This window comes from Pseudoalteromonas sp. TAP-3C (assembly GCF_059888565.1).
This window is the reverse complement of sequence record NZ_JCBFEM010000002.1, coordinates 233,254-258,631: the sequence shown is the minus strand read 5'-3', so window position 1 is coordinate 258,631 and position 25,378 is coordinate 233,254. Positions and strand designations below refer to the sequence as shown.

Annotated in this window: 15 protein-coding genes and 4 pseudogenes; 9 read left to right on the top strand and 10 right to left on the bottom strand. The window is 39.6% G+C overall.

The annotated features are described in order from the left end of the window. Positions 1-171 precede the first annotated feature (171 nt). The 4 genes from AC6H44_RS17080 to AC6H44_RS17065 all read left to right on the top strand — a co-directional run bounded on the left by AC6H44_RS17080 (position 172) and on the right by AC6H44_RS17065 (position 6,342). Positions 172-2,100 (top strand): RecQ family ATP-dependent DNA helicase, encoded by a 1,929-nt coding sequence (locus AC6H44_RS17080; RefSeq protein ID WP_500739054.1) that lies wholly within the window; start codon positions 172-174, stop codon positions 2,098-2,100. Between the two features lie 60 nt (positions 2,101-2,160). Next, positions 2,161-2,469, top strand: coding sequence for a YkgJ family cysteine cluster protein (locus AC6H44_RS17075; RefSeq protein ID WP_500739053.1), 309 nt, complete (start codon positions 2,161-2,163; stop codon positions 2,467-2,469). Between the two features lie 205 nt (positions 2,470-2,674). Next, complete coding sequence (locus tag AC6H44_RS17070) at positions 2,675-4,795, top strand: sensor histidine kinase (RefSeq protein ID WP_500739052.1); 2,121 nt, start codon at positions 2,675-2,677, stop codon at positions 4,793-4,795. An 11-nt stretch (positions 4,796-4,806) separates the two neighbouring features. After that, positions 4,807-6,342, top strand: a complete 1,536-nt coding sequence (locus AC6H44_RS17065; RefSeq protein ID WP_500739051.1) for an HD domain-containing phosphohydrolase — start codon at positions 4,807-4,809, stop codon at positions 6,340-6,342. A 49-nt stretch (positions 6,343-6,391) separates the two neighbouring features. Here the strand turns inward: AC6H44_RS17065 and AC6H44_RS17060 are convergent, their stop codons facing one another. The 5 genes and pseudogenes from AC6H44_RS17060 to AC6H44_RS17040 form a co-directional block, all read right to left on the bottom strand. Next, complete coding sequence (locus AC6H44_RS17060; RefSeq protein WP_500739136.1) at positions 6,392-7,009, bottom strand: glutathione S-transferase family protein; 618 nt, start codon at positions 7,007-7,009, stop codon at positions 6,392-6,394. A 48-nt stretch (positions 7,010-7,057) separates the two neighbouring features. Then, positions 7,058-8,086 (bottom strand): annotated as a pseudogene (curA, locus tag AC6H44_RS17055) (NADPH-dependent curcumin/dihydrocurcumin reductase). A 217-nt stretch (positions 8,087-8,303) separates the two neighbouring features. Continuing rightward, positions 8,304-9,509 carry an IS4 family transposase gene (locus tag AC6H44_RS17050; protein ID WP_500736204.1) on the bottom strand — a complete coding sequence of 402 codons (1,206 nt, stop codon included), beginning with the start codon at positions 9,507-9,509 and terminating at the stop codon, positions 8,304-8,306. Positions 9,510-9,572: 63 nt separating this feature from the next. Beyond that, positions 9,573-9,710, bottom strand: a pseudogene (locus tag AC6H44_RS17045) (hypothetical protein); the annotation flags it as partial. A 42-nt stretch (positions 9,711-9,752) separates the two neighbouring features. Continuing rightward, positions 9,753-10,958, bottom strand: coding sequence for an IS4 family transposase (locus AC6H44_RS17040; protein ID WP_500736204.1), 1,206 nt, complete (start codon positions 10,956-10,958; stop codon positions 9,753-9,755). A 276-nt stretch (positions 10,959-11,234) separates the two neighbouring features. On the opposite strand from AC6H44_RS17040, the gene AC6H44_RS17035 reads away from it, so the two are divergent. Beyond that, positions 11,235-12,212, top strand: a complete 978-nt coding sequence (locus tag AC6H44_RS17035; RefSeq protein WP_500739050.1) for an Abi family protein — start codon at positions 11,235-11,237, stop codon at positions 12,210-12,212. A 15-nt stretch (positions 12,213-12,227) separates the two neighbouring features. Beyond that, positions 12,228-13,430 carry an anhydro-N-acetylmuramic acid kinase gene (locus AC6H44_RS17030; RefSeq protein WP_500739048.1) on the top strand — a complete coding sequence of 401 codons (1,203 nt, stop codon included), beginning with the start codon at positions 12,228-12,230 and terminating at the stop codon, positions 13,428-13,430. Positions 13,431-13,450: 20 nt separating this feature from the next. Here AC6H44_RS17030 and AC6H44_RS17025 read toward each other — a convergent pair. Then, positions 13,451-13,935, bottom strand: a pseudogene (locus AC6H44_RS17025) (hypothetical protein). Positions 13,936-14,260: 325 nt separating this feature from the next. Between AC6H44_RS17025 and AC6H44_RS17020 the strand changes: the two are divergent. Next, the gene (locus AC6H44_RS17020) at positions 14,261-16,516 is read left to right on the top strand and encodes a bifunctional diguanylate cyclase/phosphodiesterase (RefSeq protein WP_500739047.1); all 2,256 of its coding nucleotides are present in this window, start codon (positions 14,261-14,263) and stop codon (positions 16,514-16,516) included. Between the two features lies 1 nt (position 16,517). Here the strand turns inward: AC6H44_RS17020 and AC6H44_RS17015 are convergent, their stop codons facing one another. From AC6H44_RS17015 to AC6H44_RS17000, 4 genes are read right to left on the bottom strand one after another with little or no spacing between them, the layout of a single operon-like run. Continuing rightward, positions 16,518-17,525, bottom strand: coding sequence for an L-threonylcarbamoyladenylate synthase (locus AC6H44_RS17015; RefSeq protein ID WP_500739046.1), 1,008 nt, complete (start codon positions 17,523-17,525; stop codon positions 16,518-16,520). Positions 17,526-17,533: 8 nt separating this feature from the next. Next, entirely contained in the window at positions 17,534-18,331 is a 798-nt protein-coding gene (locus tag AC6H44_RS17010; protein WP_500739044.1) for a DUF6671 family protein, read from the bottom strand. A 3-nt stretch (positions 18,332-18,334) separates the two neighbouring features. Continuing rightward, the gene (locus AC6H44_RS17005) at positions 18,335-20,749 is read right to left on the bottom strand and encodes a DUF2309 domain-containing protein (protein ID WP_500739042.1); all 2,415 of its coding nucleotides are present in this window, start codon (positions 20,747-20,749) and stop codon (positions 18,335-18,337) included. Beyond that, a complete protein-coding gene (locus tag AC6H44_RS17000) occupies positions 20,746-22,317 on the bottom strand; it encodes an NADH-quinone oxidoreductase subunit L (protein ID WP_500739041.1) in 1,572 nt (523 codons plus the stop codon). The genes AC6H44_RS17005 and AC6H44_RS17000 overlap by 4 nt, the downstream gene beginning before the upstream one ends. 96 nt (positions 22,318-22,413) lie before the next feature. Between AC6H44_RS17000 and AC6H44_RS16995 the strand changes: the two genes are divergently transcribed. Next, complete coding sequence (locus AC6H44_RS16995) at positions 22,414-23,292, top strand: LysR family transcriptional regulator (protein ID WP_500739039.1); 879 nt, start codon at positions 22,414-22,416, stop codon at positions 23,290-23,292. Positions 23,293-23,412: 120 nt separating this feature from the next. Further along, positions 23,413-25,368, top strand: a pseudogene (locus AC6H44_RS16990) (hypothetical protein). Positions 25,369-25,378 lie beyond the last annotated feature (10 nt).

Genomic DNA, 25,378 nt, shown 5'->3' with positions numbered 1-25,378 from the left:
TAGGTTACAAACCTCGCGCCGCGATTAAATCGCCCCTAGTTTGAACAAATTGTAATCCGCAAAGGTCAACAGACCCTAGAAGAAAATAAAGCAAAAAAAAGTTACTATGACAAACATTGCATTTTAAACTATGATTTCCTTTATTGGGGAACATGAGTAAAGGGAAATATTATGAGCGCCTCGCTAATACAGTCTTTGGATCAACATTTTGGTTTTAATCAATTTAGAGCCGGTCAGCAGCAAACTATAGAGCAGCTGTTAAATGGTCAATCGTCACTGGCGATATTTCCTACAGGTTCAGGTAAATCGTTGTGCTATCAACTCACTGCGTTACATTTACCGCATTTAACCTTAGTGGTGTCGCCATTACTTGCCTTGATGAAAGATCAAATTAGCTTTTTAAACAGCAAAGGTATTTATGCGGCAAGTCTCGACTCAAGCCAAGATCAAATGCAAAGCAGCACCGTAATGAACGATGTGCGAAGCGGCAAAATAAAAATACTGATGGTGTCGGTTGAGCGCTTTAAAAACGAACGTTTTAGAGAGTTTATTAGCCAAATAACGCTGTCTATGTTGGTCGTTGACGAAGCGCATTGTATTTCTGAATGGGGCCATAATTTTAGACCCGATTACTTAAAACTGCCTCGTTATCGAGAAGAGCTCAATATTCCATTGGTATTATTATTAACCGCCACCGCCACTAAAAAAGTAAAACGCGATATGGCTGAGCGCTTTGCTATTGAGCCCCATTGCATAGTACAAACGGGGTTTTATCGCGCTAATTTAGATTTAAATGTGCTGAGTGTTAAGACTGCCGATAAAAACGCTGAGCTTACTAATATTGTCCGTGCGCAAACCGGCCCCGGTATTGTGTATGTCACGCTGCAGCAAAGTGCTGAGCAAGTGGCGAATATGCTCAGCGCGCAGGGCCTGCACGCACTGGCGTATCATGCAGGACTTGAAGATAGCCTACGCGGGCAAATTCAAGATGATTTTATGGCGGGAAAAATAAATGTAGTGGTCGCTACCATTGCCTTTGGCATGGGGGTTGATAAATCAGACATACGCTTTGTGATTCATTACGATTTACCAAAATCGATTGAAAACTACAGCCAAGAAATTGGCCGTGCTGGGCGTGATGGCAACCCATCAAACTGCTATACTTTGGCTAATTTAGATGGCTTAAACACGGTTGAAAACTTTGTTTATGGCGATACCCCAGAGCTCAGCGGTATTGAGCACGTTATTAACGATATTCGCCAAGCCCAGCAGCAATGGGAAATGCAAGAATATAGCTTATCGAGCGAAAGTAACATTCGCCAGCTTGCCCTTAAAACCTTGCTGGTACAGCTTGAAATGCAAGGCGCAATAACCCCGCAGTATGCCTACTATGCCGATTTTAAATACAAGTTCTTGGTAGATAAAAACCAATTGCTTAGCCACTTTGATGAGCAGCGCCAAGCTTTTTTAACGCACATATTTAGTCATACCGACTTTAAAAAAATATGGGGTACACTTAATTTTGACTCCCTAACGCAAGCTGTACAGGTTGACCGTAAGCGTGTGGTAGCCGCGCTTGATTATTTGGCTGAAAAAAAACTTATCACCCTTGAAACTAAACGTATTACCCAAGTGTATAAAGTGCATAGCGAGGTGATTAATAACCCCGCACTTGCCCAGCAGTTACACGATTATTTTACCGATAAAGAGCAAGCAGAGATCAAACGTATTGCCGCTTTAGTGCGCTTTTTTGAGCTGCAATCTTGCTTAAGCTATAACTTAGCCCGTTACTTTGATGATGCCAATGCCCCCCAGCAATGTGGGCATTGTAGTGTGTGCCGTGGGCATGCGGTTAAGCTCGAATATTCAATTATCCCGGCTAAAATTGAAGAGGCGCTTATCTATCAAAAAGTCGATGAGTTTTTAGCACATATGGCAACTAAAAGTGTTCACAATGTGGGTATTGAAACCCAATGCCGGTTTTTAGCGGGAATGAGTGTGCCGTTATTTGCCCGCAATAAAGTGCGCCAATTAAGCGGTTTTGGTTTGTGTGAGCAGCAGCGCTACAGTGAAATAAAAGCGACATTACTTGAGCGTTAATTCAGTGCAATTGGTCGTAGTTCCTGTATCCTAGTGGCTTATTTAAAAAAGTAAGCCGCTATGCCTCATACCGTTATCCCCGTTAAAAATGTAAATTCAGCGCTCGAGCCTGTAACCTGTGCTAATTGCCAAGCGTGTTGCTGCCAATTAGAAGTGCGCATAGTGACCGACACGGGCGTACCATTTAATTTTATTGAATACGATAAATGGGGCAGTGAAGTCATGAAGCGCGCAGCCGATGGCTGGTGCGAGGCACTCGATCGTAATACCCTAATGTGCTCTATTTACGAAAATCGCCCATTAGTATGTCGTGAGTTTGAAATGGCGTCAGACGAGTGTGTTACCGAGCGAGAATTGGCAGGAATTTAGTTTTTATTTGTGTTTATTGTAACCTGCGATAGCGCTGCTTTCATTTTTTACACGGGCAGATTTTATGCTCAAATTCTCCATAATAAAATGTAAAATAACGGTTAATTCTTTACTTGATTCATTTGCTTATCTTCTTATTGTGGTCTAATTTTTAAATTCCTCTTAAAATTTTAAAGGTCATGGCTTTGCCAGTTAAAGCTTAATTATGCGTCTATCACTTATACACTCTTTGCAAGGCAAAATGTTACTTTACTTGGCATTGCCCGTTATGCTCATTATTGTGGGTATTTTGAGCTATTGGTATACCACCAGCTTGAACCAAGCTGTTATGCAAGCAAAGCTCAATTTGAGCCAAACGGCCGATACCATCGCTGCAAAAGTTAATGAAGAAACACAGTTAGCTGTGCGTACTACCGAAACCATGGCTTTAGCACAACAAAATGGCTTATTTGGTAACAGAGAAGCGAGTATTAATTTTGTTCGTGCTGTACTTAAAATGAATCCTTCATTTGTGGGTGCTTCTTTTGGTTACGAGCCCAATGCTGATAAGCAAGACAGTGTTTATAGTCATATTGCTCCATTAAAAGCAGGTGCTTATGTTGACCAAACAGGTCGTTTTTTACCTTATTGGTATCGTGACTTTAATGATCCTGACCGTTTGTTACTTGAGCCATTAGTCGATATGGAATCAAGCTCGTATTATGAGGGAGTGCGTCAGCAGTTTTTACGCGATGGCAATACCAGCACCATGATCACTGAGCCTTATATTTACGAAGGAAGAATGATGGTTGAACAAAGCTCGCCAATTATTATTAATGGTGAGTTTGTTGGTGTAGCCACTGTAGATAGAGCATTGGCTGATATAACGGCATTTTTACAAGTAATAAAGCAACAATTAAAAATCGACGTGCTGTTACTCAGTCATGGTGACAATGTGATAGCAACGACATTGAATAATGTAAACTTAAAAACGAAAGCAATTTTAGAGACTGATTATGCTAATTTAGCCAAGCAGTTAAAGTCACAAAAACAGGCAAGAGAAATAATATCGGCTAACGACCCTTTTGATTTGGGCATCTACTATTACGGTAAAGCAAAAGTGGCCAGCGGTAATTGGACTGTTATTGTCCGCCGTGCCCAAAGTGATGTTATTGGACCAATTCAAGCACAATTTAGACCATTATTAGCCGCAGCTTTTGTAAGTTCATTATTGGTTTTTTTACTTTTTTGGTACTTTATTAACCAAGCAACTAAACGCATTTATCTAGCAATTAATTCTGTAGAACAGCTAGCAAATGGCGATTCATCTATTGATGTTAAAAAATACATGAATCAAAAAGATGAGCTAGGCATTATGTTTAAAAGCTTTGAGCGTTTGATTGAGGCAAGTAAAAATATTGATTATGTTTGCTCGTCAATTGCCGCTGGCGATTTTTCTCAAACAGTTGCTAAACGCGGCCCTTATGACAGTTTAAGTGATTCTATTAATTTAATGTCGAGTAAACGTTATGAGGCTGAACACGCTTTACTTGAGCAAACAACAGAGCTACGGCGTATGCAGCAAGAGCTTGTTGAAGCAGAGAAAATGTCATCACTGGGAAGTTTAGTCAGTGGTGTGGCGCATGAGGTGAATACGCCTTTGGGTGTCTGTGTTACAGCGACGTCTCATTTAAGAGAAATATTAATTGAAACTAAAAATAAAATTGCTGCAGGCACGTTGAGTAAAACCCAGTTTAGTGAGTTTATTAGTGAAGTTGATTTAAGTTGCGATATTTTGCTTAAAAATATGCAGCGTGCTGCTGATTTAATTAGTAGCTTTAAACGCGTCGCGGTTGATCAAACCACAGAAGAGCTTCGTAGTTTATACATTAGCCGTTATTTTAATGAGGTACTTAAAAGTTTGTACCATACAGTTAAAACCACTGATATTGATATTAAAATTACAACAATCGATGCAGAGCCTGAAGTGTTTTCTGATCCAGGTGCTTTGGCACAAATTTTTACTAATTTAGTAATGAATTCAATTATTCATGGTTTTAAAAATGGCAGCGAAAAAGGGCAGATAAATGTTGATATAGCGTACTCAGATTATGTCAGTATTCATTACAAAGATAATGGTGAAGGAATGATGGATGAGGTTGAAAAAAAAGTGTTTGATCCATTTTACACCACGAATAGATCGGGTGGCGGCAGCGGCTTGGGAATGAATATCGTTTATAATTTAGTGGTGCATCGTTTAAAAGGGCAAATTTTAGTGAAGCGAAAAGAAACGGCAGGTGTTTACTTTTTTATTCAATTTCCTCTAACGTTACAAAATAATTTATAGCAGGTGTGTTTATGGAGTGGTTACAAGATGATGTAGTTTCAGATAATACGCTTAGCAACAGCCATGCTAAGCCTTGGAAAATTTTAATTGTTGACGACGACGACTCTGTACACCAAGTGACTCAGCTTGCGATGAATCGTTTTGAATTTGAACAACGCCCAGTTGAATTAATCAGTGTTTATAGTGCGGCTGAGGCTAAAGAGATATTACAAGGCTCTGAGCGTTTCGCATTGATTTTACTTGACGTAGTTATGGAAACGGAACATGCAGGGCTAGAGCTTGCTCGCTATATACGTCAAGATTTACAAAATGTGTATAGTCGAATTATTTTACGTACAGGCCAGCCAGGAGTTGCACCTGAGCGCAGTGTTATTCGCGATTATGACATAGATGGTTACAAAGCAAAGAGCCAGTTGCATCGCCATGATCTTGAGCTGATTTTTTATACATCTTTACGCGCATATCGTGATATTTGTATGCTACAAACCCATCGTTATAATTTAAAGCGACTGATAAAGGCAATTTCTGCTATCAATCAAATTGGTGACTTAATAGAGTTTACATCAGTTGTTATGGAAGAACTCAAATTAGTACTAAATATGAGTTCTGCTAATTTATATATTGATGCGCCTGAGGTATTTGGCATTTGCCAATTAGATGAAAAGCTACAAATGATTGAAGGGGCGGTTTCTGGGGTTCATCTTTTTAGCGGAAGCGGCATTGATAGTATTCCTAAAAAACATCGAGAGTTTTTTTTGCATGCCAAACAGACTAAGCAAAACTTTATTATAAAAGATCATTATGTCTACTTTCATCATTCACAAAAAGGCCTTGACTCAATACTCGCGTTTCAATCATTACAACCAATAAAAAAAGAAGCTAAACAATTAGTTGATCTTTTTTTAGGTAATGTTGTTCTGACATTTGAAAGTTTATTATTGGCTGACTCAATTGAAGAAACTCAACAACTGGCTATTTCTTTGATGGGAGGGGCTATGGAGTCGCGCTCTAAAGAAACTGGCTCACATGTTATTAGGGTTGGATTGTATGCTAAATTGCTAGCACAGTTGCATAATCAAACCCCAACATATTGCGATAAAATTAGTCTTGCTGCGCAATTACACGATGTGGGGAAAGTTGGTACGCCGGACTTAATTTTAAATAAGCCAGCTAAATTAAATCCTGAGGAATGGGAAATTATGAAGCAACATACCACCAAGGGGTGGGAAATTCTTAAAGGGACTGACAATCCGGTGATTGATATGGCTGCAAATATTGCCATTGACCATCATGAGCGTTGGGATGGCACTGGGTATCCTCACGCTAAAAATCAACAAGACATTAGTTTAGAGGGACGCATCACTGCGATTGCCGATGTATTTGACGCCTTGTGTTGCCGACGCTGTTATAAAGAGCCTTGGAGTATGGATGAGGCAAAAGCGGAGATAATTAAAGGTGCAGGTAATCATTTTGACCCAACCTTAGTGGCGCTTTTTGAGGCAAATTTTAATGCCTTTAAACAAATTTATTTAGATAGACCTGAGTAGCTAGGGTTGTCGCTTTGATTGTGTACCCACAATCAAAGCGACCATGCACTTAGTCGTATTTAGCTTCAAGTTCGTTGGCAGTATGAAACTTCTCGTGGCTTTGTAACTGCTCATCGTATTTTACTAGGTTTTTAAAGTGTGCAAGTTGGCCCGCATTTTTAACAATTTCTACAATGAACGACATCATAAAATCGGCACCGGTTAAGGTATCGCCTACTAAATAACGTTTACCTTCAAGGCGATTGTTAAAATAGCTCATTACTTTAGCGGTTTCTGCGTCTGCGTAGCCTTCTAAAAACTGCGTTTTAGCGCCATCTTTTTGCACAAACATTTTGAGTAAAAGCGGTAATATAGCTGAGCTCTCTGCAAAATGCAGCCATTGCTGGTAGTCTACAAATTCGGCAGTACCGGCCGCAGGTGCAAATTTACCCTTACCATATTTAGTGATCAGGTAATCAGTAATTGCCCCTGACTCAGCAATCACTAAGTTACCATCTTCTATAACGGGTGATTTACCTAATGGATGCACATGTTTGAGTTCATCAGGGGCTAAAAAGGTGTCTGTATTTCGCTGATAAGCAACAATGTCGTAATCGACTTCAAGTTCCTCTAATAACCAAATAATACGTTTAGAGCGAGATTTATTTAAATGGTGTAGTTTAATCATCATCTTCCTTATTAGGCTGCCTTATTAGTTAATGCAGCATTGTTATTTTTAAAGTGGGTTATTAACTTTAACCACGGTTTTACCAAAGTTTTTACCGCTGATCATATCGTTGAACGCACTGATGGTGTTTTCTATGCCTTCTACCACGTGCTCACGGTATTGAATTTTTCCTTGTTGTAGCCATTGTTGCATGGCTTGGGCAAATTCGTCATAGCGGTGGCCGTAATCATCAAAAATAATAAAACCTTGCATTTTGATGCGCTTAGTTAGTAACTGCCCCATGAGCATGCCCATACGATCAGGGCCCTGAGGCAGGCTGGTGGCATTATATTGCGATACTAAGCCACACACAGGCACACGGGCTGAAGTATTTAGAAGAGGTAATACGGCGTCAAACACTTTTCCGCCCACATTTTCATAATAAACATCAATGCCTTGCTCACATGCTTTTTCGAATTGCTCGGCAAAATCATCGGCTTTGTGATCAATACAGGCATCAAAGCCGAGCTTTTCAACGGCATGAGCACATTTTTCGCTGCCACCGGCAACACCGACTACTTTACAACCTTTAATTTTAGCTATTTGCCCAACCGTTGCACCGACAGGGCCCGTTGCAGCTGCAACGACCACGGTTTCACCCGCTTTGGGTTCGCCTATGTCTAATAGCCCCATGTAAGCGGTAAAGCCAGGCATTCCCATAATTCCTAGCGCATACGACGGATTTTTCGGCTCTTTTCCTCATGACATTAATCCTTCACCATTAGAAATAGCGTAGTCTTGCCAACCTGTGTAAGCCAGCACCCATTCACCTTGGCTAAATTGATCGTTTTTGGAATCTTCTACTTGGCACACCGTTGCACCAACCATAACATCACCAATTTCTACAGGATCGGCATACGATTTAGCATCGCTCATGCGGCCACGCATGTAAGGGTCTAGTGATAAGTAAATTGTACGCAGCAGTACTTCGCCCTCTTTTAATGGTGGCAGCTCTACGTTTTTAAGTTCAAAGTTTGCATTGGTAGGGGCGCCCTGCGGGCGCGAGGCTAACGTAAATTGGCGGCTAGTTGTAGACATAAAAATCTCCAAAATAAAGTGAAAAATCTCCCTATTACCGAATGTTTAAGCTTTAAAACAATACACGGCTCAACAATAATGCGCGGATAGGCAGATAAAATTTGTACCTTGATACACGAGCTTTGGGCGAGAGGGGATTAATTCAACCTTTGCCAACATTTAATTAGAATAATTACTCTGTTTTTAGCATGCTAAATACTGAGAGATCCCCACGAATTTAGCCTAAATTATCAATTTGTATAGTCAGAAGTGACAACTGGCTATACACATAAATAATGAACTGCCCATCAGGCTCATACCTAGGATCATCAACCACTTCTTTGCCAAGATAAATATAGGACAATACTCGTCGTTTTTTCTCTGTATTCGCTTGTAATGCCGCATCCCCTTGTTGTGCCGACACGGTGTACCCTATGCACCATAAGACAAACAACATTAACGCCGCTATGAGCAATAAATTATCAAACCTTTCTGCGCTTCTTGAATTTGCAAAGGCTAAACTAATGCCAAGTTTTGCATTCTTAGTGTCTCTGAAACTTTCTTCTATTTGCATACGTTGTTTATATAAAGTCACAATCCGTTGAGGCTTATCTGTAAATTGTGTAGGTAAATTAAACACAAGTAGCCAAGGCTCTTTGGCCTTTTGTTGTTGGTATTTAACCGTTGTACATTGAGATTGCCCACCCCGTTTTTTGATTTTTTTACGTCCCTTGTTTTTCCCTCTAAACAAAACACCTTGGCACGCGAAACGAACTGTTTTTCCGTAGTAAATCTGTGTCAGAAGGTGTGGTTTACCTGTTGCTTGCTCAAACCATGATTTACAATTTCGCCATGTCTCAAGGTCGCTAGATAAGGTCACATTGCCTCTGACGCGCCCAAGCCAATACCAGCCTTTATCTTCTATGGCTTTAAACCATGGCGTTCTAAAAATAGCATCAGATAAAATAATAGGCTGACAATCTGCAGGTAAACACTGTGCCAAGCTATCGAGTAAGTGTTGATGAGCCGCTTCGGTATTTAATTCGCTTTCAGGATACACTTTTTCATAGAGCGTTAACGCTCTTCCCCCCATTGGTATGCTTGCCCTGAGCACTTGAAATATTTCGCCGCCATTAATAGGTGACCAGTCAACGATAATAAGTGGGTGTTGTTGCTGGCCTACTAAGCATTCGGTCATATGCTCATAGAAACAAAGACGTTCTTGATGCAGGTTAGCATTACCAATCAAACGGTCTGCGCGTTTAATATCATGTTTTTTATCGGTATTAGAAAATGATTTTAATCCTCGGCCTAGGTAAGTGACAGTAACGCGCTGATCACGCAAGCCTGAGTTAACAAACGTAAAGACTGTATTTAAACGTGTTTTATGAATTTCAGGGTAGGCAATGGCAATATCTTTGTGTAATATTTCGGTGGCTTTCATGATTATGAGTGAGTTTTTTTATAGTGAAAAAATTTGATCACAAATAATCATGAGAGTCTACCATTAATTTTTATTTTGTGGGGATTCGTCAGTGCTAAATATATGGTTATCAAAATAGTGGCCATTTTTATAAATTGCTTGTTTTAAAATAGCCTCGGTATTAAAGCCACTTTTAAGCAACGCCTTCATTGAGCCCGCATTAGCAATGATATAAACCTTAAATGCTGAGAGATCCCCACGAATTTAGCCTAAATTATCAATTTGTATAGTCAGAAGTGACAACTGGCTATACACATAAATAATGAACTGCCCATCAGGCTCATACCTAGGATCATCAACCACTTCTTTGCCAAGATAAATATAGGACAATACTCGTCGTTTTTTCTCTGTATTCGCTTGTAATGCCGCATCCCCTTGTTGTGCCGACACGGTGTACCCTATGCACCATAAGACAAACAACATTAACGCCGCTATGAGCAATAAATTATCAAACCTTTCTGCGCTTCTTGAATTTGCAAAGGCTAAACTAATGCCAAGTTTTGCATTCTTAGTGTCTCTGAAACTTTCTTCTATTTGCATACGTTGTTTATATAAAGTCACAATCCGTTGAGGCTTATCTGTAAATTGTGTAGGTAAATTAAACACAAGTAGCCAAGGCTCTTTGGCCTTTTGTTGTTGGTATTTAACCGTTGTACATTGAGATTGCCCACCCCGTTTTTTGATTTTTTTACGTCCCTTGTTTTTCCCTCTAAACAAAACACCTTGGCACGCGAAACGAACTGTTTTTCCGTAGTAAATCTGTGTCAGAAGGTGTGGTTTACCTGTTGCTTGCTCAAACCATGATTTACAATTTCGCCATGTCTCAAGGTCGCTAGATAAGGTCACATTGCCTCTGACGCGCCCAAGCCAATACCAGCCTTTATCTTCTATGGCTTTAAACCATGGCGTTCTAAAAATAGCATCAGATAAAATAATAGGCTGACAATCTGCAGGTAAACACTGTGCCAAGCTATCGAGTAAGTGTTGATGAGCCGCTTCGGTATTTAATTCGCTTTCAGGATACACTTTTTCATAGAGCGTTAACGCTCTTCCCCCCATTGGTATGCTTGCCCTGAGCACTTGAAATATTTCGCCGCCATTAATAGGTGACCAGTCAACGATAATAAGTGGGTGTTGTTGCTGGCCTACTAAGCATTCGGTCATATGCTCATAGAAACAAAGACGTTCTTGATGCAGGTTAGCATTACCAATCAAACGGTCTGCGCGTTTAATATCATGTTTTTTATCGGTATTAGAAAATGATTTTAATCCTCGGCCTAGGTAAGTGACAGTAACGCGCTGATCACGCAAGCCTGAGTTAACAAACGTAAAGACTGTATTTAAACGTGTTTTATGAATTTCAGGGTAGGCAATGGCAATATCTTTGTGTAATATTTCGGTGGCTTTCATGATTATGAGTGAGTTTTTTTATAGTGAAAAAATTTGATCACAAATAATCATGAGAGTCTACCATTAATTTTTATTTTGTGGGGATTCGTCAGCCTTAAATGATTAAAAAACTAAGAGCTGATATTTTTTCATAGGTAACTCACTTCATATAGCTTAACCGTATTGACAATGCCGTCAATTGCGTTATTATTAACTTAACAACGGCTTCCTCCAGAATTTAAGTTTTTACTTAAGTTCATAAGAGTGGGAGCTTTTTTTTGCCTGTAAGAATGGATTATGGCAGCTAAACTTACTCCCTATCTCAAACCATATAAAAAAAGTAAAGATCTTTGTGAGATGCTCAAAGAGCAAGGCTTGCAAATTTCTAATCATAACGAGGCTGAAAAAGCTATACAGCGCTATAGTTATTATCGCTTTAAAGCATACCTAATTCCATTTAAAGATAATGAAAAAAAACTTTATTACAAAGGTGCATCTTTTGAAAAAAGTCATGATCTATATCAATTTGATTGTGAATTACGAAGTACGTTATTTAAGATCATTGAAAAAATAGAGGTCGGGGTGCGTTCATCTTTTGATCAGTGGGTTACTTCAGAAACCGAAAATCCTTTCTGGTATCTCGATTCGTCATTATTCAGTCAAAATGGTGATCAGGTCAAAACAGTTTCACGAGTTAGAGATAGTTTTAAAGATTCTAAAGAAGAGTTTGCTAAGCATTATAGAGAGAAGTATTACAATGAATATTGCCCATTTTATCGAGATCTTCCTCCTGCATGGGTAGCTATAGAAATAATGACATTTGGAAATGTTGTAAAATTACTAGAAAATATTTCTGAAAAAAATATACAAACTCTTAAACTGGATCGCTTTACTAAAAAAAACTTTAATATCCAAAAATTTGTATCCTTAAGATCTTGGCTTGCTTCTATCAGAGAAGTAAGAAATCATTGCGGTCATCATAATCGCCTATTTAATCGTAACTTAAACGCACCTACAGGTATAAAGCGTTTATTAAATAAGGATGTAGAATTAGTTAGAACAGTACCTGCTCCTGGTAAAAGAGAAGAAGACCAATTAAATCGTCTATATACAACAATAGTCTCTATGCAAATAATTTACAGCGGTTTAGGTTACTCTGAAAAAATGGGACCGTTAATTAAAGCTTTATTTGATAAATACCCTATTGCTTTGAAGTTTAAAGCTTCAATGGGCTTTCCTGAGTCTTGGGAAAAAGAAACTCAGTTATTCGACTAATTATTTCGGAAAACTATGCACCCACACATTGCCGCCCTTTATAACAGCGCTCAAAAGCCCAGCCGTTTAATTATTGGCTTAATGAGTGGCACCTCTTTAGATGGTTTAGATGTGGCTTTGTGTAAAATAACCGGAGCGGGCTTAAATACACAAATCGAGGTATTAAATTTTACTACCGTTGAATATAACGACGAGTATAAAACAAAAATAAAGCAGGTATTTGCTACACGCCAGTGTGATTTAGAAGTGCTGACCTTGTTACATCCGTGGGTAGGTAAACTCCATGGTACTATGGTTAATCAATGCTTAGCACAGTGGCAAATAGACCCAGCGGATATTGATGTAATAGCCAGCCACGGGCAAACCATTTATCACTGTCCGCAATCACAACATAACCACCACGATTTTAAAAATGGCACGCTACAAATTGGCGACAGCGACCAAATAGCGGTTACTACAGGCATTACCACGATTGGTGATTTTAGACAAAAGCATATTGCAGCAGGCGGTGAGGGTGCACCACTGGCGGTGTATGGCGACTATTTGTTTTTTGCCAGCGCAAATGAAAACCGTATTTTGCTTAACATGGGGGGCATTGCTAATTTAACGTTTTTACCAAAAAACGGCGACACTGCAGCCATATTTAGCTCTGACATTGGCCCAGGCAATACCATGATGGATGCTTACGTACAGCATTATTTTAAAGGGCTGCATTATGATAAAGGCGCACAACTTGCTAAAGCGGGTAAAGTGAATGCAAAGCTGCTTACAGCGCTCAGTGACAATGCATTTTTTAAATTACCACTGCCTAAAACTACGGGGCCTGAAGTATTTAACTTAGCTTTTTTACAAGCCGCGCAACGTTGCTCAGCAACCCAAAGTTTATGCCATGGAGATGTGTTAGCCACATTAAATGCGCTTTCTGCCACCACGATTGCTGATGCACTAAATAACTGTGCTGAGCATGCTCAGGACTGTGTGGTTTATGCCAGTGGGGGAGGTATCCATAATCCATTGTTAATGGAGCAGTTATTGAGATTATGCCCGCATATTCAACGGTTCAAAAATACCGATGATTTAGGTGTAAACCCTGATGCAAAAGAGGCGGTACTGTTTGCTATTTTGGCAAATGAATGTTTAGCAGGGCAGCACCAGTGTTTAAATAACGAAAAGGGTGTTTTAAATATAACCATGGGTAAAGTGAGCTTTGCTGATTAAGCTATTTGCATTAACAGCAGCTAAAAAAGTGAGAGCAAAGCGGTGCCTATATTGTAAAAATACTGGCGCATTCGCTGTGGTTTAGGGGGGGAATATAAGTCATTGGTTTACTATACCCACTGCCAAATTGATTAATATACATATCAAACTGCAAGCTATTTTTTAACGTACCATGCTTTCCATGTAAAATCATTTGCATAACAAAGTTATGGCTGTGCACTATTTTACTTAAAGTAAGGTTAACTCGCCCTTGTTCTAAATCATACACACTCAGGCTTTTTTCTGTGAAGTATTGAGCAGTACGTGAATAAGGCTCAGTTGCACTTAACGAAATAACATCATCTTCATGAGCAGCTTCAGGTAAAACACATTGCAAGGTGATTTGATGCTGAGCATTAGCATGTTGCGATAGTGTTTCAAATTCCATGCAATGGCTCATGGCCGCAGACATAGGATCTTCAAATGGCACAAGTGCAAAGCTTAGTTGCACTAGGGGGTCGCTCATGGGTGCCTTATAAAACTATTTTTGATTAATAATGCTACTATTATCATTGATTATTATTGCAATATTATGACTAAATAAATGCTATCTATTGTATTTTTTAGTGGTTATAAAGCTAAGCTGTTTGTTTACTAAAATTAAGTGCTTACATTACGGTTTAATTGGCGCATTTTAATAATATTGAAAAGGTTAATAATACGTGATACTGCTGTTTTTTCTTGAATTTGATGCAAAAATAGATTGATTAAAAGGTGAGCTCGCCATAAAGTGCTTAAAGGAGATCAGACACATGTATTTGAACATGTTATGACGGTTTTATGGGGATCAGATGGCATTAATAAAAAATAATTTATGGACACTATTTGGTTTTTTACTGGCTGGCGGCTTAATTCTGCTAAGCGTGTTACTTGCTTACGAATGGAAAAGTATAACAAAAGAATACGTTACCTACTCTGAAAATAATGTCTCGCTTTCTGCACAGGCGCTTAATAGTTCGCTGAGAAACAAAGAGCTGATGCTTGATTTAATTGGCCGAGATATTGTTATCAACAATAACTCACTTGAGACTATATCGACAATAAAAACGCTTAATAATATTTTGCTAGATAATCTCGTTTCAACGGGGTTTGTGCTCTACGACACACAGGGGCGGGTACTTTACTTAAGTTCGAATTTAGACCCATCGAGTTTTGTTAATCTTAAGCAAAACACTCGAACACAGGAAAACTTTGTTCGCACTTTAGCTGAAAATAAAATGGCGTTGGGTAGAACTTATTTCAACCAAACATTGCAAGAATGGATAATTCCTATTCGAAAAGCGCTAAGAGATGAAAAAGGGGAAGTTATCGCCGTGATGACCTCGGGCTTGGCTGTTTCCAAAGGAAAAAAGTATTTAAATATTTTACAAAGTTCAGCTGATGATTACATTATGCTTATCAGAGAACCTGATGGTTACATCCAATACAGCGCAAAAACAGGGGCCGATATTGCACGATATACCAACATTCAAGCCCAGCAATTATTTGGTTTGTCAGATGAAATGTTATTAGAAAAAATAGGTAAAACAAAACAACAACTACAGCTTTCTGAGGAAGTGTTTAGTACCCTTATTAATGTCCAAGAAAAACCCTATATTATTTCAGCAAAATTTAATAATCGTTATCAGCTTTGGACGATATCGCTTGTCGCTGAGCAACTAATCAAAGAACGTTTTTATTTAACGCTGTGTATTTATGTTTTAACATATTTTTTTAGCTCTATTGCGTTATTTTTAGGCTTTAGACTTATTAATCGTGCGGAGCAAAAACGTGTTCAAGAATTATATTATCTCTCAAGGCATGATGATTTAACTAAGCTGCCAAATCGCAAAGCATTACGTGATAGTTTTGAAGAAAATAAACGTCCCTTTTTTAGCTTAGCCATTGTTAATATTACTAATCTTCGCTCTATGAATAACCGCTTTGGTATGGAATACGGCGACAAAGCAATTAAAGCGTTTGCAAAATCATTGCAGGTTACTTTTACAGCCCCATTTTTGATTTTTAGAAACAGTGGTAATGAATTTTGTATTATAGCTCCCTCTAAAAAATATCAGCATGAACAGTATTTTTTTGACAAGGCATTTAGGTCTGTCGTTGAGCATTACGAAAAAAATCACCCTGATCGACCCTTAAATATCACTGTGGGTATTGCCCACTTCCCTGAACATGGGCGCACAAAAAGCGACTTAGTGCGCAGTGCGCATTTAGCAAATCAATGGGCTAAAGATACTGGAAATTGGCTGTGCTATTATCAATCGGATATTGAGCTTGCCTATTTACGGCGTGTAAAAATAGAAGAGCGTTTGACGGGGGCGTTAGCAGAGCAGACATTATTTATGGTGTATCAGTGCCAAGTGGATCAACAAGGTAACATTCTTGCAGTGGAAGCTTTGATTCGCTTTAAAGACGACGAGTTAGGAATGGTCTCCCCTGATGAGTTTATAACCATTGCTGAGCAAAGCGATTTAATCTTTAAAATTGGCGACTTTGTGCTTGAGCGCGCCATTAGTGAATTTGCAAAAATGCAAAAATACAGCATCCAGCCATTAGAGTTGGCAATAAATATTTCGGTTATGCAGTTTCAAAGCAATGCCTTTATCCCTACTTTACTCAATAAGTTGCAACGATATGGTGTTGCACCACAGCATATCATGTTAGAAATTACCGAATCTTTGTTTATGGATAACTTAGATAATGTGGTTAACACCATTATGCGCTTAAAAGCACAGGGCATTCGTTTTTCTATGGATGATTTTGGGACAGGCTACTCGTCGTTAAGCTTATTGCGGAATTTGCCAATTGATGAACTTAAAATAGATAAAAGCTTTGTTGATGATATTTTAATTGACGATAAATCACAAAGTATGGTGCAAAGTATTATTGCTATTGCCCTAAGCCATAACTTAAATGTTATCGCTGAGGGCGTGGAAGATCAGGCGCAATTTGACAAGTTAGTTGAAATTGGTTGTGAGCGTTTTCAGGGGTATTATTTTTACAAACCAGTGGCCGCTGAATCAGTTATTAAATACCTAACGGTTAATTAACTTATCCTGAGAATGCTGTGGTTGCGCGACTGAGTCTATCGTTTACACCAGCCCACCCATGGTCAACCGGCGGCCTTTCGATGTAAATTATTGCCGGTGCGGCCTCATCAATAAGGTGCAGGGTTTTATACATATTTTTAGCATACTCAACAGGGCATGAAGCTAACCTAATAACGTGTTGAGGTAAAACCTTGTTAGCCAATAATAGTTGCTCTGCTTCATTTGAATGAATTAAATAATGCACTCGTAACGCATCAGCCTTAGCTAAAACACTCGGTAAATCGGCGCTATTAATCAGTGTTGCAGGAGCATGTGGCTGGTAATGCGCTTTCACATTATCTGGCACCGCTTCATTGTGTGAAAGTGGTGTTGTGACATGTAAGCCGGTTTTTTGCAAAATGTTTGCAGCACTAATTGGCCCTGGGCGTAAAATACGTAACTGATCGGTTGTGGCATCAACAATGGTTGATTCAATGCCCACATCACATTGTCCACCTTCTAGTACCGCACTAATTCGGCCGTTTAAATCGCGCATAACATGGGCTGCATTTATGGGGCTTAATTTTTTGTAGCGATTAGCCGAAGGCGCTGCAAGCCCCGTATTTAATTGCTTTAATACCGCTAAAAACTGCGGATGCGCTGGGACGCGCAGGCCAATGGTGGGTAAGCCGCCAGTAACAGGGCTATTTAAATTATCTTTTGCGTTTAAAATAAGGGTGAGTGGGCCTGGCCAAAATGCTTTTGCAAGTGTAATGGCTGCCTCATTTACATTTTTTGCCCAGTGTTGCAGATGCGACTGAACAGGAATATGCACAATTAACGGATGATTGGTTGGCCGACCTTTCGCGGCAAATATTTTTGCCACCGCATCACTATTACTGGCATCAGCCGCAAGGCCATACACGGTTTCTGTCGGTAAAGCGACGCATTCACCCGCTTTTAGTAGTGTGACAGCTTGGCTAATACGCTCTTCAGTGTTTAATAATTGGGTAGGTTGTGGTGTTTTCATAATAACTCTTAAGGATTACAAAACTGGCAATACGTGGCATCCGCAACGTGTTTTTGATTTTCTTCAATATGGCTATAGCCGCAACTATCACACACTGAAGTGGTTGACTTCATTTGTTGAGTTGGCATATAACAAAGCACACAGGGCAAGCCCTGTGTGCTTCTTTTAGCAACAAAATTAGGGTATTGGCATTGAGGGCAGGTTGAAGCTAATCGCCTTGCAAGGTCATCCGCAGCACGGCGAATAATAACCTGGCGCTGTGGGCTATACATGGCTCTTAAATCAGGCGTAATTATACCGGCGCTTGGTGCTTTTTCTGTATATAAAGTAATAAGCGCTTTAAAACTTAGCCCTTTATAAAGTGTGTGAGTATCACTGAGTATCCAATGCTGTTTTTTGTAACTTTGGCAAGCAGCAGTGATTGATTCAACACTGGTTTGGTTGTTAATATTGACGCTGCTGGGCGAAAATGGCCCGCCAGCGTATCCATAAATAGTACTGTTATTGTGGTTATTATAAAAACAAATAACTTCTTCGTCCCAGTTCATTAACCCTGGATACGGCCCACCACCAAAACTGCCTTCACTGCCCAGCCCAAATTGCCCGCCTGTAAGCTGACAGGCATGCTTTGCTTTGATAAGGGCTGCTTCTTTAGCTGAGCAACGACGTTGCACTTCGTCACTAAACATCCCCAAGGTGTCGGTATCAAACAAATCGGTAGTTAGCACCTCATAACCCAGTGGCTTTAAAGCACTGGCTATTAAAGGCGCTTTTTTATGTTTAGTGGCAATAACTATTTGCGGCATAGCTTATACGCACTCATTAGCGGTAGAAATAGCTGAGAAGTGCCCATTTTCAAAGCGCTCCAAGGTATTATCATCACCCCAGCGTATTAATGTAAGCCAATGGTTATCAATTAGCTCTTTTACCATAGTGTGTTTGTTATAAATTGCGACTATTGCCGATTGCGGCGCACTAATATAAACGTTTAGGCGAAGCGGCTCGTGCATCCATTTTTCACCATTGTGCAGCGACTGCATGGATAAGCCAATCCGTAAGTCGCCGCCATTACCTTCAAATACCCCAATATTACCGCCAACGGCATTGTGAAGTATTTTATTACCACTGCCGTACTTATGATTGTCGGTCACTGAGGCATTATATTGGCTGTTTATCCACTGGGTGACTATCATGGGGGCGGTCATGATCAGCTCTAGTATTGTAAAATCATTATCGTTTTGCCATTCATAATCATGTAAAAAACAACGACCTTGTAAGTTAATATTACGAGTCCATGCGCGCGGCGCAACAATAAAAGCGGCGTTGTTAGCAAGTCCCCATTCTGGGCGCGCTTGCGACCAATCTTGAGCACGTTGGTGATAAGCGCGGTTAATTTCATTAGCCGATTTATTGATTAATTGTGGGTCAATATTGACTAAACGCTCTTGCTGAGCGAGTTGTGTAGCTGCACTTAGCCATTTTTTTACATTATCATCAAGGTCAATATCAAAGGTAGTGAAAACATCTGTGGTGGTATTGTGAATAGCGGCAATAAATTGTGTATTTTCTGCCAGTGTTAGTCCGCGCGTTTTAAGCGCTTGGCGAACGTGTTCATCGTTTAGTAAGCTTGCCAGCACTCGCACATTGACTTCGCCACTTTGCCCGCCACAGGCTCCGCAATTTAGACCCGCGTTATGTAAGTTATTCGTTGTGTGGCTGGCGTGGCCTACCAACATCACTTGCGCTGCAAATTCTTTTATTCCTAAGATATTAAGCACTTTTTGAGCTAAATCGGCTTTGTCTTTTATACTAAGCTGTTGTTGGTTTTGTGTTAACTGCCAGTCGGTTGGCGCGCATTTTTTTACATCACTTTTAGCTAAAAAGGTATTTTTTATTAATTTAAATGCATACAGCCAGCCTGCCGACTCAACCATAGAAAACGATGAGGGGGCTGATTTTGACCAGCTTTGCCATGTAGCACTATTTTGACGTGATGCTTCAAGTGCGACATCTTTGTGTGTTTGTGTAGCATGTATAACGGGTTTGAGTAGCCCTGGTAGTTGTGGGTAAGTAATTGCACTGCCATTTTCTTGATACTCTAGCGGTAGGCCAAAAAAACCAGCAAAACCAAAAGTCTCTATTGTATCACTTTGCGATTCGAGTGCTCGGCGTATTACCTCTGAGCGTACATCAATACAAAAAACGGCTTGTAGCTTAGTATTTTCAGCTGGCTTTTTCTTCGCTGTTTGTAACTTATGATTAAGGGCATATTGATAGTTTAGCTCCAGTGCTTTTGCCCACACCCATAAGGGCTTTTGAACGAGTTTGTGGGCTTGCAGGCGTTCAATCACCAGTGATTTTTCTTGTTGCCATTGGCTTTGTAATTGCTCAAATGCGCCTTGGTCATGCTGCTGTAAATATTGCCAAATAACTAAATCCCACGCCATACGCATTGCCAATAGTTGTTTCATATCATCATGCGGTGAATTATAAAGTTGTCCTTGCCAACGTAAATAAGCCAGCCAAGATGCCCAGCCATTTATATCTAGTAGGAGTGAATGCGCATATAACTCTAGGTTGCTAGCGTCAATATCGAGAGTTGAAAGTGTCAGTGCAATAAGTTCGTCTGCCGAAGAAGGGAGTTGTTTAAAAAAGCTATTTAAATGCTTTTCATCCATCACTATGCTGATGCCTTTATCTGCTTGTATTATTGTTAGCCAATGACGGTATAAGTCAGATTGAGTCGATGTATCATTGCTATGCAACATGGGGCCTTGCTGCTGATAATGCGCCGCACAAAACTGACTGAGTTGATGGATAATTTCATCATGCCACGCCATTTTATGTTTATCTCGTTGCTGATCGAGTAAGTCAGCAATATTATGCCAATCAATTAAGGGGACATCCATTTGTAGCGTTTTTAGGAGTTGTTCTTGGCTAAAGTCACTATTGAGTAGCTTTGCGGCATCGGCTAGGTGGTTATCGGTAATAATACCGTCGTCGTATTTTTGCTGATAAAAACGTTTAGACATTAGCATATTGGCATTGCATAAAGTATCAGTGCGCGCGCTCACATCTTCAATAGGCATATGGCGCATTTCCCAAAAGGGGTTAACTGCAATCATCTGATCTAAAGGCCAGCTAGGCGCTATATAATGGCATACTTTATTGATAATCTCGTTTTCAACGTCACCTAATTTAGTCGTTGTATTTGCTTGGTTCATGATTTTTCCCCTTTAGCCGTGATCTCCGTAGCATGATTTTTAAAATATGTGTGACCATTATTCGGTAAATTAACAGGCCATATTTTTAGTGTTAAGCGGGTAAACCATTCATCTAAATATAAACCTGCAAATAATAAGGTAGAGAGCGATTTAATCCAAGGCAGCTGACTTTGATAACGTAGAAGGTAGCTTGTGGTCATTAAAATTAAAATTAAACCAATCACCCAAATATCGGCAATACTAAATGCGGCTGCTCGCCATTGACTAGCAGGCAGTGCCCAAGCAAATATATGTTTAGCAACCACATAACTTACAACAACAAACAACGCAACTGCGAGCTTTTTACTGAAAGTGTGTAGGTTTTGTAAACCATGCTGATTGGCGAGTAAAATAGTTATCGCAAAGGCTAAAAGCAGCCACACGCTCAGCGCTCCTTGGTAGCCACTGATATACCAAGCTGCGGTTATTAAAATGATGGAAATTAACCCACTGCTTAACCAAGCAAAGCACGTAATGGGTTGTTTTGGAACGTGGCGGCGAATTAAATCGTCATTTACACCATTACCAGAGTTTAAAAATGCAAATGCTTTGTAGGTGGAATGCATGACTAAATGAAGCAATGCCAATTCAAATAAACCTAACGCACACTCTAAAAGCATTAACCCCATTTGTGCACTGGTAGACCAAGCGAGTCTGACTTTAAGGCTTACCCGTGTGGTCATAATTAACGCACTGATCACAGTAGTTAAACCGGCCACAATCAAGATTAACCATTTGGCAAAATCTGCCTGAATAAATAAAGGCGCAAATAATATTAATAAAAAACCACCTAAGTTAATCACTCCTGCATGCAGTAAAGCACTCACAGGCGTGGGCACCTCAACTACCTTAATTAGCCAACCATGCACAGGCAGTTGCGCGCATTTAATTAACGCTGCAATAGCAATGAAAAAAGCGGCGAGTTGTTGTGCAATACTAAGGGGGGCAGTTGTTAAGCTGTAAAAAGCGGTTATATCACTGATCAATAAGCTCTCGTGTGTGAGTGAAAGAATAATAAACGCAACAAGTAAAAAACTTTCAGCTACTCGAGCAACAATAAATTTTTTGTGCGCGGCAAGCACAGCACGAGGACGCCTAGGATAAAACATTAAGAGTTTATGCAGTGCTAAACTAATGGCCACCCAGCCCAGCCAAAAAAGCACCAAGTGATTACTTATTACTACAATCATAACCGCGGTGATGGTAAATAATAGCCAGCGCCAAAAGTAGTTTACTCGTGGCTCACCGTGCATATAGTTTTTGCAAAATCGCAGTAGTACCCAGGTTAAAAATAAAATTAATCCCAACATAATACTGCGTGTAACAGACAAAGATATAAGTTCTAGCGTGCGTAGTTCAAAAGCGTATTTAAATGCAATAACACTGATAAATATAAAGGTATTAAATAGTACAAGGTAAAATAAGCCACTGCCATTAGAGGCTACAGACTGACAACCTATTCGCCACGCTGCTAATAATGTGGTTAACGGCATTATTAATATTAACAACGAAATAATATACTCGTTCATCCAGTGCTCCTTTTATAGTTGACTGAGTATGACAAACTAGATAACTAAATAAAAATAGATATAATGTATGTAAACGTTCTATAAAAGAGAATAGTAGTGAGTCGTTTAAATTATCATCATTTGTATTATTTTTGGTCTGTGGCGCGCATTGGTAATTTAACCCAAGCCGCTAAAGAGCTCCACTTATCGCAGTCAGCATTGTCTACACAAATAAAGCAATTAGAACACACTATTAATATTGAGTTATTTGCTCGTAAAGGACGTACCCTAGCACTCACCGATATGGGTAAGCGCGTACTTGTTTATGCCAACGATATATTTACTAAGGGCGAGGAGCTATCTTCTTTTATTCATAAAGGGGTGATTTCCCAAACCCAGCATTTATCAATTGGGGTGCTAAATACACTCTCTCGAAATTTTATCGAGCAATTTATTAATCCTTTAATGAGTAGTGACGAAGTACGATTTTCGCTTATTGCAGGGCGTATGGATGGCCTGTTAAATGGCTTAGCTGAGCATGAATTAGACTTAGTTTTAACCAATAAACCCATTGGACTTGAGCACTATGATCAGCTTTGGCAGAGTCAGTTAGTATCGCGTCAACCATTAGCGATTGTAGGCCCTGCGAATAAAAAAATACCAGAGCAATTTCCAGAAGGTTACATTAATGCTCAGTGGGTATTACCGAGTAAAACTTCCGCCATTAGAGATTCGTTTAACGCGCTGTGCGCGCGTTGGCAATATCAGCCAAAAATAAAAGCGGAGGCTGACGATATGGCAATGCTGCGACTACTCGCACGAGACAGCGGTGCACTATCGGTACTGCCATCAGTTGTAGTAAAAGATGAGATAGAGCAAGGTATATTGGTTGAGTACCAGCGCTTACCTGATGCGTTTGAACACTTTTACGCCATTACTGCTCAACGAAAATTTGTACCTGATATACTTAAGTCATTACTTGCCAAAACATGTTAATTATTTTTAAACTACGTTTTTTATTAGCAAATATTTTATACTTGAATAATAAAAAATAATTAAAGTTTTTACCCAGATAGCCGACATGCTATTTAACGAGGTTGAAGATTAAGGATAATCATGGTTAATAAAATACTTGGCAACTATACCCATTTAAGTGCTTTGCTTGCCCATTCAGTCAATAATTCAAGTCAAACAAGTTTGTCTACCGGCTTACAAGCAAATGCTAATTTAGCACCAAACAACGCAAAAATTAGTGATGACATGCTCAGTCAGTTTAGTGACCAACAAGTCGATGACATACTTAATCAGCAACTTTCTTCTTTATTTACGATTTCTAATGCGCCCAGCGCTTCAAATTATAAGCTCTCTAGTGAAGAACTAGCCCTGCGAACAGTGATAAGCTCTCAACAAGAGGGGTTATTAAAAAATGAACGAAGCGATCAGTTAATTGCTCGCTTAAATAGCTCGGTAAAAAATATCCGAGGCGCTTATGCCAATACCAGTGATATTTTATCAAGCTTGGGCCAGCTTGGGTTTAATCAAAAAACGTTTTTAGCATCCAGTCAGCAGCGTGTTGAGCGCTCGCTAAATCCTTTTATGGAAAGTTTTAATCGCGAAAAGTATGAAGATGATGATAACTATGCATTTGAGCTTTCGATAAAAACCAAAGAAGGTGATGTTATTAATATCGCCTTTCATTCTGCGCAAGGCTACGATGAGAAAACGGGTGAAACCACAGATGACTTTAGTGTAAGTTACGAAGTGGATGGCGACTTATCTGAGCTTGAACATCAAGCATTATCGCAAGTGCTCTCGGGTGTAGGCGAAATGGCGGATGAATTTTTTAAAGCCAAGCAAAGCGCTTACAGTCGCTATGTGCCAGCAAATCAAATGGATTTAAACTTAGACTTTTTAAGCGACTTTGATCACAAACAGCTTTCGGGTTTTGATCTGTATTTTTCGACGTCTGATGGCAACGGTAGCGGCGGCCAAGAAACAACGTTATCAACAGAAAATGAACTGAGTATTAGTTATAACCTCGACGCTGAATCTCAGCAGCAAATGCTTGAATTTGAATCGTTGAGCGGTCAAAACAACATTGATTTTTCACTTGATATGTCAACTATTGGCGGACAAGATAAAACTCAAATGCAGCAATACATAAACGCCTTAGATAAAAGTTTAGAAGATAGTCGCCTCAATAGTTCTGAAAAAAGTACGCGTTCGGCGTTTGGTCACAAAAGCGATGAAGTGATGAAACAAGGGCTGGCTGTATTTAAAAATGCGTTTAGTAGTATGTCATCAGCTGCTGAGCGCTATAGCCAAATTGAGTCAATTGCTACACAACAATTTACTAACGGACGTGAGCTGGTGGCTGATTTAGTCGATAATATGATCACCAAAGACCCTCGTTACCAAGGGCTAGCTAGCCACGAGAAAAATACCTTAGGTGACGGTATTTCTAAGTTAGCAGACTTTGATGCAAAATTTTCTTTTGCAATGGACCAAGGTGATTACATAGCGACAAGCACCACAAAGCTGAGCCAAAATACAGAGCAGCAAAAGTCAGCAGGTTTAACGGGGGTGACACAAAATAAAGTCGCGAGTACGCGTTTTAATTATGAAGAAGGCAATCGCTCAGACATCCCCCCCGATTATTATGACAAACAAGAAGGTTATACTATTGGTACTGCTGTAAAAGATAACGAATTAGTTGCGCTTGATCAGGCTCATGACATAGATATAGATAAAAAGGTTTATCAATTTAATCCCGAAACATCTCAATACGAGTTAAAAAAGGCATTAAAGGAAACAACCACCAGTGAGAGTAATATCCGTCTTATTAACGATATTTGGCTTGAAAAAAACGAAGATAGCCAGCGTATGGAAGAAAAAAAGCGCCTCAGTGGTGTAGGCGCGCAAAATGAGTTTCGAACAACATAGAGCTATTCACACAATCAATTAATCACGTTAATCGGCGACTTAGACAAACTAGAACAAAACAAAGAGGCTAAGCGTGAGTATTTAGCCCAGTTATCGCAAGTGGATAATTTTATGAGCAAGTACAAATAAACTGTAGATT